The 12,390-nt window shown below is 66.9% G+C and carries 11 protein-coding genes and 1 pseudogene; 4 read left to right on the top strand and 8 right to left on the bottom strand.

Features of this window, described 5'->3' with window-relative positions; all coding sequences use genetic code 11:
* Nucleotides 1-26 precede the first annotated feature (26 nt).
* Nucleotides 27-1,043, top strand: coding sequence for a pseudouridine synthase (locus ERC79_RS18425; protein ID WP_131579853.1), 1,017 nt, complete (start codon nt 27-29; stop codon nt 1,041-1,043).
* Here the strand turns inward: ERC79_RS18425 and ERC79_RS18420 are convergent.
* Nucleotides 1,013-1,945, bottom strand: coding sequence for an arabinofuranosidase (locus ERC79_RS18420; RefSeq protein WP_131581310.1), 933 nt, complete (start codon nt 1,943-1,945; stop codon nt 1,013-1,015). The genes ERC79_RS18425 and ERC79_RS18420 overlap by 31 nt on opposite strands.
* Before the next feature lie 595 nt (nt 1,946-2,540).
* On the opposite strand from ERC79_RS18420, the gene ERC79_RS18415 reads away from it, so the two are divergent.
* Both ERC79_RS18415 and ERC79_RS18410 read left to right on the top strand, forming a co-directional pair.
* Nucleotides 2,541-3,836 (top strand): HNH endonuclease signature motif containing protein, encoded by a 1,296-nt coding sequence (locus ERC79_RS18415; RefSeq protein WP_131579852.1) that lies wholly within the window; start codon nt 2,541-2,543, stop codon nt 3,834-3,836.
* 611 nt (nt 3,837-4,447) lie between these two features.
* A complete protein-coding gene (locus ERC79_RS18410; protein WP_131581308.1) occupies nt 4,448-5,968 on the top strand; it encodes an MFS transporter in 1,521 nt (506 codons plus the stop codon).
* On the opposite strand, the pseudogene ERC79_RS18405 reads toward ERC79_RS18410, so the two are convergent.
* From ERC79_RS18405 to ERC79_RS18380, 6 genes and pseudogenes are all read right to left on the bottom strand, one after another.
* Nucleotides 5,937-6,696 (bottom strand): annotated as a pseudogene (locus ERC79_RS18405) (2OG-Fe dioxygenase family protein). The gene ERC79_RS18410 and the pseudogene ERC79_RS18405 sit on opposite strands and share 32 nt — an antisense overlap.
* A 221-nt stretch (nt 6,697-6,917) precedes the next feature.
* A complete protein-coding gene (locus ERC79_RS18400) occupies nt 6,918-7,322 on the bottom strand; it encodes an IS3 family transposase (protein ID WP_242676907.1) in 405 nt (134 codons plus the stop codon).
* A 141-nt stretch (nt 7,323-7,463) separates the two neighbouring features.
* Nucleotides 7,464-8,543, bottom strand: coding sequence for a redox-regulated ATPase YchF (ychF, locus tag ERC79_RS18395; protein WP_131579849.1), 1,080 nt, complete (start codon nt 8,541-8,543; stop codon nt 7,464-7,466).
* 74 nt (nt 8,544-8,617) lie between these two features.
* Nucleotides 8,618-9,034, bottom strand: coding sequence for a CD225/dispanin family protein (locus ERC79_RS18390; RefSeq protein ID WP_131579848.1), 417 nt, complete (start codon nt 9,032-9,034; stop codon nt 8,618-8,620).
* A gap of 65 nt (nt 9,035-9,099) precedes the next feature.
* On the bottom strand, nt 9,100-9,684 hold the full coding sequence (locus ERC79_RS18385) for a methyltransferase domain-containing protein (RefSeq protein ID WP_131579847.1): 585 nt from the start codon (nt 9,682-9,684) through the stop codon (nt 9,100-9,102).
* A gap of 39 nt (nt 9,685-9,723) precedes the next feature.
* Nucleotides 9,724-10,158, bottom strand: coding sequence for a MarR family winged helix-turn-helix transcriptional regulator (locus tag ERC79_RS18380; protein WP_131579846.1), 435 nt, complete (start codon nt 10,156-10,158; stop codon nt 9,724-9,726).
* A gap of 103 nt (nt 10,159-10,261) precedes the next feature.
* On the opposite strand from ERC79_RS18380, the gene ERC79_RS18375 reads away from it, so the two are divergent.
* Complete coding sequence (locus ERC79_RS18375) at nt 10,262-11,839, top strand: FMN-binding glutamate synthase family protein (RefSeq protein ID WP_131579845.1); 1,578 nt, start codon at nt 10,262-10,264, stop codon at nt 11,837-11,839.
* 6 nt (nt 11,840-11,845) lie between these two features.
* On the opposite strand, the gene ERC79_RS18370 is transcribed toward ERC79_RS18375, so the two are convergent.
* Complete coding sequence (locus ERC79_RS18370; protein WP_131579844.1) at nt 11,846-12,307, bottom strand: hypothetical protein; 462 nt, start codon at nt 12,305-12,307, stop codon at nt 11,846-11,848.
* Nucleotides 12,308-12,390 lie beyond the last annotated feature (83 nt).

Raw genomic sequence — 12,390 nt, 5'->3', positions numbered from 1 at the left:
GTCGCTGCGCTCCTGGCTGCGGTGGGATGATGACGCGCGTGTCGATGCCCTCACCGCTGCCCGTCAAGAACGGGGTCGGACCGACGCGGCTGCGTCTCCCTGCCTCCGGTCCGTGGGCGACGATCGCCGAGTACGTCGTCGCGAGGTTCGACCATCTGAACGCAGACGACCTGTACCGGCGGTTCGACGCCGGCGAGATCGTGGGCACCGACGGACGTCCGATCGGTCGCGGCACGTCCCTGGGGGCACACGAATTCGTCTGGTACTACCGCGATCTGCCCGACGAGGACCCGGTGCCGTTCCACGAGGAGATTCTGCACATCGACGACGACCTCGTCGTGATCGACAAGCCACATTTCCTCCCGACCACCCCGGCCGGGCGGTACCTGCGCGAGTCCGCGCTCGTCCGATTGCGGACCCGCCTCGACAACCCGGACCTGACGCCGATCCATCGACTCGACCGCGCGACTGCCGGCCTGGTGATGTTCTCGGCCCGTCCCGTGACGCGCGGCGCATACCAGTCGCTGTTCGAGAAGCGGCGGGTTGTGAAGGTCTACGAGGCGGTGTCGGCGCTACCGCCCGAGTGGGACCCGGACGCACCGACGCTTGCCAGGCACGCCATTCCCGTCGTCTACCGCAACCACATCGAGGCGCGGCGCGGCGAGTTGCGGGCGATCGTCGACGACCTCCGCGAGCCCAACGCCGAGACGACGGTCGAGGTGCGCGGGACCGGCGTGAGCGCCTCCGGACATGCTGTGCTGCAAACGATCCTGCGTCCACGCACCGGACGGATGCACCAGCTGCGGGTGCATCTGGCAGCGCTCGGCATCGGGATCCTGGGCGACCGCCTGTATCCCGAACTGCTGCCCGAGGCACCTGACGATCATGCCCTCCCACTCCAATTACTCGCGCGGGAACTGGAATTCACCGATCCGCTGTCGGGGGCGACGCGGCGGTTCGTCACACGCAGGTCATTGGGTGAGGCGCCCCTGTCGGGGCGAGGTGACCGCCGTTACGTCGGCTCACGCATCACGCCGAAGTGACGCACCGCCCCGGAAAGGCCCGGAAGCTCTTGCGCGGGCGACCAGGTGCTCAGCCCATCCGTGCTGTCGGAATAGAGGTACTTTCCTTCGGCATAGGCGTCGAGATATATCCGCCAGGTGTTGTTCGGCAACTGAACCAGGGCTGGGCCCTCCAGCATCGAACCCCAATTTCCAGCCGGGACGAACGAATACGGTCCCGTCACCGACGGCGCGACTGCATGCTCGATGACCTTCGTCGTCTCGTTCTTGGTGAACGCGTGGTACACCGCTCCCACTTTGACCACGGTGGTGTCGATGTGGTCCGCGCCGATCCCGTCGAGCAGAGTGGGCAGGCCCCAGATTCGGAGCGACGAGTCCAGCGCGGTCATGAGGTACGGCACGAATCCGCCACCGGTCGACATCGACAGGATGACGTGGACGCGGTCGCCGTCCACGAACCATTCGGGCGCCCAAGCTTTCGTGGTGAACGGCGACAGCGACGGTCCGTCGCTGGACCCGGCCGATCCCGAAGAGCCCGGCGGGCTCGCCGAGCCGGTCCCGTCTCCGGTGCCCGGCAGGAAAGCGCAGCAGAACGGAACCGGCCAGGCCCCCAGGAACATCCAGTCGATGCGGTCACTGCTGCGCGCGAAGCCGATGTTCGCCCCGTTGACCGTGGTGTAGACGAGGTAATAGAACCCGTCCGTGTGCCGGAAGATACTCGGGTCACGCACCACCCCTGACGGAGGCTGATATGCCGACAGCCGGAGGGGCTGGAAGTCAGTGGCATCCCCCGACTCGTAGACATCCATGTCGCGGTCGCTGGTGTTGCTGAACGCGACCATCGTGTATCGCCAGGCGGGCGCTGCGGCGCCGCCGCTCCCCGGGGCCGCGACCAGCAAGCCCGCGACAGCGAGCACCACCATCGACAAGGCGGAGAAGCCGTTTCGTTTGGTCGGCGTCACCGATGCAGTATCTCTGCCAGGAGGCGTACGACGCAGAACTTTGGCCGCGCACACAGCGAATCGTTACCGATGCCGGTGTGGTGGCACAGAATGCGAGCGAGGAGCCCTGAGCAACACCCCTGCTCCCTGCGATAGCGTCTGCCAACCCGCAGCAGCCTCCGTCAACGACGACGGACTTCCAAGTTCCGGTCAGGTTCGGCACAGCATGCACGCTCACCGTCTGGACTTGTGTACCGACTCTGACGGCCATCACTGCGTCGGCGACCCCCGGCGCCGGTGGGGTGACCTTCTCCGCGAAAGTCTCGGTACCGGGGTATTTCTGTCCCGATCTGTCGGTGAGATGGCTGAACCTGGCCACGGGCACTACCGCCAATCACGGCGCTTCGCCGAACGCCCATGACAGTCACCGGCAGCGACGCCCTGGCCGCAACAGTCGACGCCGAGACGACGGTTGAGCTGCCGGAACAGTCGGGTCCGCATCGTCGATCGAGTGGGCAACAACGGGTAACCCTCGGAACCACAGAACATGTCGGTGGCAATCGATACAATCGAACACATGAGCGAAACGGGGCGCCTGGCCGACACGGTGACCACCACCGACGTCGAACACTGGGTCCAGGCCCTTGCCGCCGCGACCGGCCCGGACGAACAACCCGAGCGCATCGATCTGCTCCGAGCCCTCGAACGACTCACCTGCGCCGCGGCCGGGCTGCAAGCTCAGGTCACCGCCGATTTTGCAGCGGAACAACGCCGCGCAGCCGCCGATGCGGGAGTGGCACGCGAACGTCGGGATCGCGGCATCGCCTCGCAGATCGCGCTGGCCCGACGCGAGTCCCCACACCGCGGCGGCATCCATCTCGGTCTCGCGACCGCACTCGCTGCCGAGCTTCCACACACTCTCGGCGCGCTGCGTGGCGGATGGATCACCGAGTGGCGCGCCACCCAGATCGCACGCGAAACCGCATGCCTCTCAATAGAAGACCGAGCGGAGATCGACCGGAAGCTGGCCTCCGATCCCGAACGACTCGAGAAAATGAGCGACAACGACACTGTCGCCAGCGCACGCCAGATGGCATACCAAGCCGACAAGCAGGTCTGGGTTCGACGGAAAGCCAAGGCACACACAGAGCGGCGCGTGTCCATCCGCCCTGCCCCGGACACGATGGCCTACGTGACGGCTCTGCTACCCATGGCGGAGGGCGTCGCCTGCCACGCGGCCCTTGCAGCGGCGGCTGCGTCGGCGACCGCCACCGGCGACGAGCGAACCCGGGGTCAGATCATGGCGGACACCCTCGTGGCCCGCATCATCGCCGCAGCAATCGACGACACCGCCGCGCCTGTGTCACCGGTTCGAGTGCACTTGACGGTGTCCGATCGCACGCTGTTCGGTAGTCGGGACGAGACGGCACACGTCCGTGGCTACGGACCGATCCCTGCAGACGTGGCCCGGGAACTCGTCCACGCCGCCGCGACATCCGGTGTCGCCGAACTTCGCCGGGTGTACACGCGCCCGGACACAGGCGCGGTGGTCGCCATGGACCGGAACACCCGACTCTTCCCCGCCTCACTGGCCGAGTTGATCCGACTCCGCGACCCCGTCTGCCGCACGCCCTGGTGCGACGCGCCGGTGAGACACATCGACCATATCCACCCGGCCGCTGACGGCGGGCCGACAACTCTGGAGAACGGTCAAGGGCTGTGCGAGGCATGCAACTACGCCAAACAGGCACCCGGATGGGTCGCCGAGTCGATCAACTCTCCAGACGGCAGACATCGGGTACGGATCACCACCCCCACCGGGCACACTCACCACAGCCTCGCGCCGCCCGCGCCGAGGCCGGCGGTTGCGTGACGGTGAAGGACGCCGCTACACGTTTGGAACTCAACCCTGCCCTCGATTCACGCGGCGACGGCGTGTGATCAACCGAAAAGGCCCAGGTGCAACACCACGCGGAAGTCGCATGCCGCACGCAGCATGTGCGCATTTACGCATGCCAGAGGGGTTTTCGACGTTGACAGAAGATCACCCAACACGAAAGGGGATGTTCTGCTCGAGCGACCACGACGCACAGCGGTGGCCTGCACCCCATCGCGGACCGCGCGTCCATACTTCGTTCCGGGAAACCGACCGCGCGCGGCACCGTGCGGCGATGCCGTGCGCACGTTGGGATCGTGCGGGCCGAATCTGTGGTGACCCCAGGATCGGGCGTGGTTCGTCGTCTCGGACATCGACCTGATGTCGGCTTACATTGGCTCGTCGACTGCATCCTCTCGGACACGCCGTCCCGGGCGTAGCCCGCACGACCGCGGGCAACGGGTCGGTGGCGGGTCTCGGTTGGATCCTCGACCACGGCGGTCTCTCGCATCCCGTCCTCCGAACCTCGGACGGGGTGCGGAAGCCGGAGGCTAGAGTCGATCACATCGGATGTGGAGCAGGGGAGGTGGGCGGTGCCTGCGTCTCGGTTGCAGCCCGACCTGAGGGCTCTGCCGAGCGTCCTGGCCCTGTCCTTCGCCTTCACGATCACGGTCGTCGACCCGCTGGTGCTGAGCCTGAATCTGCCGCAGGTGAGGCGAGCCCTCGATGTGCCACCGCAGTTCGGCGGATTGCTGGGCGGCATGGCGACACTGGTGATGGCCGCCGCCGTCCTCGCCGCGGGCAACCTCGGCGACGCGTTCGGGCTTCGACGCTTGCTGATGTCGGGACTGGTCGTCGTCACGGTCGCCAACCTGCTCTCCATGCTTTCGCCCAACTACACCTTTCTGTTTGCGATGCGAGTCTTGGACGGATTGGGAATGACGGCGCTGCTCGGTGTGCCGCTGGCCCTGCTCAAGGCTTCCGTGACGGAGAAGCAGCGGCCGACGGCCATCGGCGTTTTCGTGGCGGTCGAGATGGTTCTCTGTGGGGTACTCCCGGCGCTCACGGGCTGGGCGGTGGCGGCCGTCGGCTGGCGAGTCGTGTTCCTGGTCGCACCGCTGCTCGCCCTGATCTCGCTTCTGCTGACGGCGAGGTACGTCCCGGAGACACCCGTTCAGCATCGCGCTCGGCTGGACGTGGCCGGCGTCGCCCTGGTCGGTACCGCGCTCCTGGCACTCGTCATCGGACTGGCAGCCGCGCAGAACGGCATGTTCCGGCCCGAGACATGGCTCCCTCTGGCTGTCAGCGTGGTCGCCGCCGTGCTCTTCGTTCGCCACGAACGCCGCACCTCCGAACCGGCACTGGACCTGGCTCTGTTCGGAAGCCGACCCTTCAGCGTGGCTCTCGCCGCGACATTCACGCTGAATTTCCTCATGGCCGGGCTCGGCATCGTCCTGGGGCAGTTCGGCAGTGTGGTGCTCGCGCTGTCGCCGGAGACCATCGGCCTGTTGTTCCTCCCCGGCACGCTGCTGATCGCCGGCTTCGTGATCTTGTCCGGGAGCCTGGTGGGGAAGTTCTCGCCGAGACCGGTGATGGTCGTCGGCCTCCTGTTCATGGCAGCCGCCGGACTGCTGATGGCGGGCACGGTCGACCCCACGATGGCGCTGTGGTTGCTCGTCTCGGCCGTGTGGCTGTACAACCTGGGCTCGATGGTGACCTCAACATCGGTGTCCGAGACGGTGCTCTCCCAGGCGCCGAGCGGACAGTCCGGGACGGTGGCTTCCGTGCAGTTGGCCTTCGGAATGACCGGCTATGCGTTCGGACCCACCGTGTACCTGCTGCTTCTCAACGTGTTCTTCCAGCGCGAATGGCTGGCCGACACCGAGGCACGCGGACTGACGGCGACCCAAGGCGAGCAAGCGGTGGATGCCGCGCGCAGTTCGGTGGCGCAGAGCCTCGGCGGCTCCGGGTACGACCCGAACCTCCTTCGGCAGGTGGGCGGTCTCGACCTCGGAGCGGACTTCGCCGACGCGGTGCGACTCACCATGCTGACCGTCACCGTCCTGCCCGTCGCTGTGGCGGTGGCGGCCTTCGTGCTCATGGCCCGCCGCAAGAAGCCGACGGTGTGAAGGTGACCACCAGCACGTCCCTCCGGGCCGGCTCACCGCGGTCGACGGGTCGGATCGGCGAGACACCGTGCCAGGTGCAACGGTCGTCGCCCAGGAGGAAGGTGCCGGGTTCGCGCGGGGTCGCCGTCACGAGTCGTTCGCCGTCCGGGCCGAACACCGAGCTTTCGCCCCCGACGGCATTGTCGACGCCGATCAACAGGGAACCGACCAGCGTGACACCGTCGCGATGCACGCCCTCGGGCGTGGGCCGGCCCTCGTTGTCGGCCGATGCGACCACGCGGAACGGATGCACCCAGACCGTCCATTCGGGAGCGTCATCGAGGACCGGCGCGATCCGGCCCACCAACTTCACCGTGCGCTCGAACAGCGGATCTTCGAGGAACGCGGCTGTCAGCGGTTCGAAATGGCGTGCTCGTCCGAGGTAGAGAAGGTTGGAGTCGTCAGGCTGTACGAATTCACCGTGCGCCGTCGGCTCCAGCGCGCCGTCGGCCGCCCGGTACCGGAACCGACCGTAGCGCCGCAGCCGGTGCACGCCCTGTTCTGCCGCGTACGGGTCGGGCGCAAGCTCCTCCCAATGCGCGGAGAACCGAACCCAGGTTTCGGCGTCGGCACCGATGGATCGCCACAGGTCTGCCGCCGGCATCAGGAACGTACCCACTGAAGCGAGCGCTCGCCGTGCGGCGTCGACCCGTGCCGGCTTCCCTATCCCCCGCGGCGTCCTCCCTCATCTACTCAGAGTCGGCGAGGACGGTCCCACAGCGCAACCTTCGCCGGTGCAGGGGCGGCGATGAAGCCTCCTCTGCTACCCCACCTCCGACGAAACCGTGCTCCGATGTTCGTTCGGCCAAGCTAGATCTGCGAACATATGCCAACTTCGATAACCACGATGCGAAGCACGCCTCCGACGCGTGGGTGGGCCGCTCGGCGGTGATCGACCGGTCGACGATGTTCAACGGCGACTGCCGGGTGGGGGTACCGCCCTGCACGAAGTGCGTGGGGGAGGTTCATCGAGCAGCGACGCGATCTTCACCGATTTGCCGTCGCTGGTGGAATCGAACTGGAAGTCCAGGGCCCACACCATCTTCGGCGCATCGGCCGGGGTCGTCGGGTACGACGGGCAGCCGACACGTGTGCGGGCGCTGTGGACCCGCCGCTGCAGGCCCTCCTCCTTCCACAGGCGATGCACCGTCTTCTTGTTCACGCCCTGGTGTTCGTCGAACCGCAACGCCGCCCAGGTACGCCGGAACCCATGCGGGCACCGAAGTATGGGAGTGAGCGAACGGCGCCAGCGCCGGACGGCCTCCTTGAGGTGCTCGCCGAGCACATCCGCCTGTTCGTCGGCGGCCACGGTCACGCTCAACACATACAGCCACCTGTGGCCGGACGCAGACGACAAAACCCGTAGGGCCGCGGACGAGATGTTCCGAGCCTCTACGGGTTCTGCTGCGTACCCACTGCGTACCGAGGGCCAAAACTGACCCTCTGACCAGGTCCTCTAAACGTTGAAGCGGAACTCCACGACATCACCGTCGGCCATGATGTACTCCTTGCCCTCCATGCGCACCTTGCCGGCCGCCTTGGCGGCGTTCATGGAACCTGCCGCGACGAGATCCTCGAAGGACACGATCTCGGCCTTGATGAAGCCGCGCTCGAAGTCGGTGTGGATGACGCCGGCGGCCTGTGGGGCGGTGTCGCCCTTGTGGATGGTCCAGGCGCGCGCTTCCTTGGGACCGGCGGTGAGGTAGGTCTGCAGGCCGAGGGTGTGGAAGCCGGTGCGGGCGAGGGCGTGCAGACCGGGTTCGGACTGGCCGATGGAGTCGAGCATCTCCTGCCGGTCCTCCTCGTCCAGCTCGAGCAGTTCCTGCTCCACCTTTGCGTCGAGGAACACAGCGTCGGCCGGAGCAACGGAGGCGCGCAGCTCGGCGACCTTCGCATCGTCGGTCAGCACCGCCTCGTCGGCGTTGAAGACGTACAGGAACGGCTTGGTGGTGAGCAGGCTCAGCTCCCGCAGCAGCGAGAAGTCGAGCTTGTCCTTGACGCTGAACAGGGTCTTGCCCTCGTCGAGGAACGCCTGTGCCTTGAGCGCCTCGTCGTGCAGTGGCTTGAGATCCTTGTTCTTGCGGGCTTCCTTGTCCAGACGCGGCAGCGCCTTCTCCAAGGTCTGCATATCGGCGATGACGAGCTCGGTCTCGATCACCTCGATGTCCGACGCCGGATCGACGCGGCCGTCGACGTGCACGACGTCGTCGTCGGCGAAGACGCGGACGACCTGGCAGATCGCGTCGGCCTCGCGGATGTTGGCCAGGAACTTGTTGCCCAGGCCGGCCCCCTCGGAGGCGCCCTTGACGATGCCGGCGATGTCGACGAACGACACGGTGGCGGGCAGGATGCGCTCGGAACCGAAGATCTCGGCGAGCTTGTTCAGCCGCGGATCGGGCAGCTCCACCAGGCCGACGTTGGGCTCGATGGTGGCGAACGGGTAGTTCGCGGCCAGCACGTCGTTGTTGGTCAGCGCATTGAAAAGGGTCGACTTGCCGACGTTGGGGAGGCCGACGATTCCGAGGGTAAGGCTCACGGTATAGGGATTCTACGGCGTCACGGCCCGACAGCTGTGGTCGGCCGCACTCCAGGGCCGACCACAGCCACCGTTCACCACTGGTAGGTGGTACTCGTCCCGGCATCCTCCACGGCAACCGCGAACGCGGCGAACATGATGAACCACATGATGATGAACAGCACGATCAGGCCGATACCGACACCCAGCGCAATCTTGCCGAGCGTCTTGACGCGATCCGACGCGTACTGCGCACCCTGGTAGTCACCCATCGACCACTTCGGGAGGATCGAGTGCAGGTGGTTGAACGCGGCGAACGCCACCGGCCAGAAGAAGAGGATCGCGGCGACGGCCCAGCCGGCGTTCGACGGCGGCAGCGGCGGCGTCCCACCGTACTGCGCAGGCGTGGGACCGGCTGAATACTGCGGCGCCGACGGATAGGGCTGTTGCTGCCCGTACCCGGAAGTGCCACCGAACTGGTCCGTGGGCGCGTTGTAGGTCGGTTCGGACATGGGAATCTCCCCTGGATCTGACGACGGGCTGTCGGCAGAGACGGTAGCCGAAACCGACGAGTCGGTCAGCGGGCAGGTTTGCGAGCCACTGTGACAGCCCAACCGGCGCCGTCGCGCCAGGGCCGCAGGTCCCAGGTCGCGAATCGCTGCTCGAGCTCGAGCCCGGCCACGGCCAGGTCCGCATCGAACTCGTCGACCGAGTACTCGTAGTCGGTGGCGAACCCGGTCACGAATACACCGCCGGGCTCTAGGTGGTCGGCAATGCGCCGCACCACGTCGCGCTCGGTGCCCCGCGCGACGAAGATCAGCACATTTCCGGCAGCGACGACAGCGTCGAACCGCTCCCCCAGGTCGAGCGTCGCCAGGTCCGCCTCGCGCACCGTGAGGTCGGGGTTCTTGCGGGCCTCCGCCACCAGCACCGGATCGAGGTCGACGGCCGTCACCCGGTGCCCGCGCCTGGCCAGCTCGGCGCCGAGTCGACCTGTGCCGCAACCGGCGTCGAGCACCCGCGCAGCCCGCGGCAGGATCGCGTCGACCGTGCGCGCCTCGCCGTGCAGATCCGCGCCCTCCGCCTCGAGTTCGGCGAACCGCGCGATGTATGCACGGGAGTCGGATTCGGATCGTTCGCGCTGCCATCGGGTGTCGGCCATGCGGACGAGCCTATTGCGTGTGATCCCGAGGCACTCGGTTCAGGTGCCCGAGCTGTCACCGAGCCGGTGCAGCAGCTTCGTCAACTGCTGAATGTCCTCGGGGTCCCACCGGGACAAGCGTTCGCGCCACCGCGCGATCTCTTCGTTCCGTAGCACGGTCAGCCGATCGCGTCCGGAGCCGGTCAGCGCGACCAATCGAGCCCGGGCATCGTGTGGGTCGGGCGTGCGCTCGACCAGGCCCAGCCGCACGACGGCGTCGATTTGGCGGGTCAGAGTCGACTTCTCCACACCAAGTTCGGCGATGAGCGCCGACATCGGCACCGCATCGTGCCGGATCAGCAGGGCGAGTAGGGGGTAGCCAGCGGGGTCGAGCTTCGGGTCGATCTGGCGGGCAAGTTCGCGCGATCGGATTCGACCTCGCCGCCACATGTCGGCCAGCTCGATCTCCAGGTCGGTGATCGGATCGGCAACCATGCCCGTGCACATCCCTTCATGACGACTAACCCCGGTGAAACAAACCGACGCACAACCCGACAGGTTACGACCCCGGCCCGGCGGCGACGTCTACCATCGGCGCATGCTCCGCTGGTTGATCGTTCTCGGTTTCTGGATAGTGGGACTCGCGACGGCCGCGGCCGCACTCGACGGCTCTCCTTGGTGGCTGGTCGTCGCCCTCCCGGTCCTGGTGCTTGCGCTGACCGGGACGTATGACCGCCTGCAGCGCGGCCACAACGTGCTGCGCAACTACCCGGTCCTCGGTCACGCCCGATTCCTGTTCGAAAGGATCCGACCGGAGATCCAGCAGTACTTCATCGAATCATCCACCGACGGAACACCGTTCGACCGCGAAACCCGCAGTCTGGTGTACCGCAGGGCGAAGGGCGACCCCGACGACGAACCGTTCGGCACCGAACGCGACGTGCACGCCGTGGGCTACGAGTTCATGACCCACTCCCTGCGAGCCCGGACCGCTCCCGAGAGCATCCCCCGTGTGCGGCTCGGGGGACCCGACTGCGCCCGGCCCTATGACATCGCCCTGCTCAATGTCTCGGCGATGAGCTTCGGCGCGCTGTCCGCGAACGCCATCGAAGCTCTCAACGCCGGGGCGGCACGAGGCGGCTTCGCACACGACACCGGCGAGGGCAGTATCAGCCGCCACCACCGCAAGCACGGCGGCGACCTGATCTGGGAGATCGGGTCCGGCTACTTCGGCTGCCGCACCCCCGTCGGACAGTTCGACCCCGACCAGTTCGCCGCGAAGGCCGCCGACGACCAGGTCAAGGCGATCTCGATCAAGCTCTCGCAGGGCGCCAAGCCGGGACTCGGCGGCGTGCTGCCCGGCAAGAAAGTCACCGCCGAGATCGCCGAGGCCCGCGGCGTCCCGATCGGGCAGACGGTCATCTCACCGCCCGCCCACACCGCGTTCGGCACACCGTCCGAACTGGTCGACTTCGTGGTGCGACTGCGCACCCTCTCCGGCGGCAAGCCCGTCGGCTTCAAGCTGTGCATCGGCTCCCGCGTCGAGTTCCTCGCGATCTGCAAGGCGATGCTCGAACGCGGCGTCACCCCGGACTTCGTGATCGTCGATGGCGCCGAGGGCGGTACCGGCGCCGCACCTGTCGAATTCGAAGACAACATGGGCATGCCACTCACCGAGGGGCTGATGCTCGTGCACAACGCGCTCGTCGGCGTCGGGCTGCGCGACCGCATCAAGATCGGTGCATCCGGGAAGGTGGCAAGCGGATCCGACGTTGTCAAACGCATCATCCAGGGCGCCGACTTCACCCTCGCGGCCCGCGCAATGATGTTCGCGGTCGGCTGCATCCAGGCACAGGCCTGTCATACCAACCGGTGCCCGGTGGGCATCGCCACGCAGGATCCGGCAAGAGCGCAGGCCCTCGACGTGCCGGACAAGACCGCGCGCGTCCACCGGTTCCAGAAGGCCACCGTTGCCAGCGCCCAGCAGATGATCGCTTCGATGGGACTCGACAGCTTCGAGGAGTTGGAGCCGTCGATGCTGCATCGACGTATCGACGGCGTCACCACCCGCACGTACGCCGAACTCTACGACTGGCTCGAGCCCAAAGAACTGCTCGACCACCCTCGCGGGTCGTGGCGCCACGACTGGCGCGCCGCTGACCCGGCCCGGTTCTGACCGAACCTACGGACAGGTCGCCTTGACCAGCTGCAGTATGTGACGTGCCTGGTCATCGGTGGGCACCGTGCCGCCGTTGGTTGCCCGTTGCGTGACCTTGGTGACGAGTTCCTGCTCGCTGGTATTCGCATCGATATCGGCGCAGGTGTCCTCGAGGATCGTTTCGATCGACTGGTCGTCGCGGTCACTCGCCAAATTCGGATACGCCGTCCGGAACGCCGCGACGAAGGCTGTCAGCTTGGCCTGGTCCCAGGCGCCGCCGATGCTGGACGCCAAGCTGGATGCGGATGCCTCGATGCTCGAGCGGAACCCCCCGCCGCTGGTGACCTCCTCCGTGGAGGTCACCGCCGAGCTGATCTTCTCTCTGGTTTCCGGCGAGGTCTCGTTGGTACTACACGCCGTGAGCGTCAGTACGGCCACAGCTGCGGTGACGATTGTTGCCGTGCCTTTCCCCATGATTCTCCCCATGCCTGGATAATACGGTCGGCCATGACACCGAATGCCGGGTTTGACCGCGTCGTGACTGATCGGTAACCGCGCCGATCCCCGGG

Origin of the sequence: Rhodococcus sp. ABRD24, from assembly GCF_004328705.1 — a bacterium.
Classification (GTDB): Bacteria; Actinomycetota; Actinomycetes; order Mycobacteriales; family Mycobacteriaceae; genus Prescottella.
The sequence above is the reverse complement of the archived record's forward strand: the minus strand, read 5'-3'. Positions and strand labels throughout refer to the sequence as shown.

Bases quoted from the DNA above. Each gene is read 5' to 3' on its own strand.
- ERC79_RS18425 (WP_131579853.1), top strand. From the start codon at position 27: ATGATGACGCGCGTGTCGATGCCCTCACCGCTGCCCGTCAAGAACGGG.
- ERC79_RS18420 (WP_131581310.1), bottom strand. From the start codon at position 1,945: ATGGTGGTGCTCGCTGTCGCGGGCTTGCTGGTCGCGGCCCCGGGGAGC.
- ERC79_RS18415 (WP_131579852.1), top strand. From the start codon at position 2,541: ATGAGCGAAACGGGGCGCCTGGCCGACACGGTGACCACCACCGACGTC.
- ERC79_RS18390 (WP_131579848.1), bottom strand. From the start codon at position 9,034: ATGTCCGAACCGACCTACAACGCGCCCACGGACCAGTTCGGTGGCACT.
- ERC79_RS18385 (WP_131579847.1), bottom strand. From the start codon at position 9,684: ATGGCCGACACCCGATGGCAGCGCGAACGATCCGAATCCGACTCCCGT.
- ERC79_RS18380 (WP_131579846.1), bottom strand. From the start codon at position 10,158: ATGGTTGCCGATCCGATCACCGACCTGGAGATCGAGCTGGCCGACATG.
- ERC79_RS18375 (WP_131579845.1), top strand. From the start codon at position 10,262: ATGCTCCGCTGGTTGATCGTTCTCGGTTTCTGGATAGTGGGACTCGCG.
- ERC79_RS18370 (WP_131579844.1), bottom strand. From the start codon at position 12,307: ATGGGGAGAATCATGGGGAAAGGCACGGCAACAATCGTCACCGCAGCT.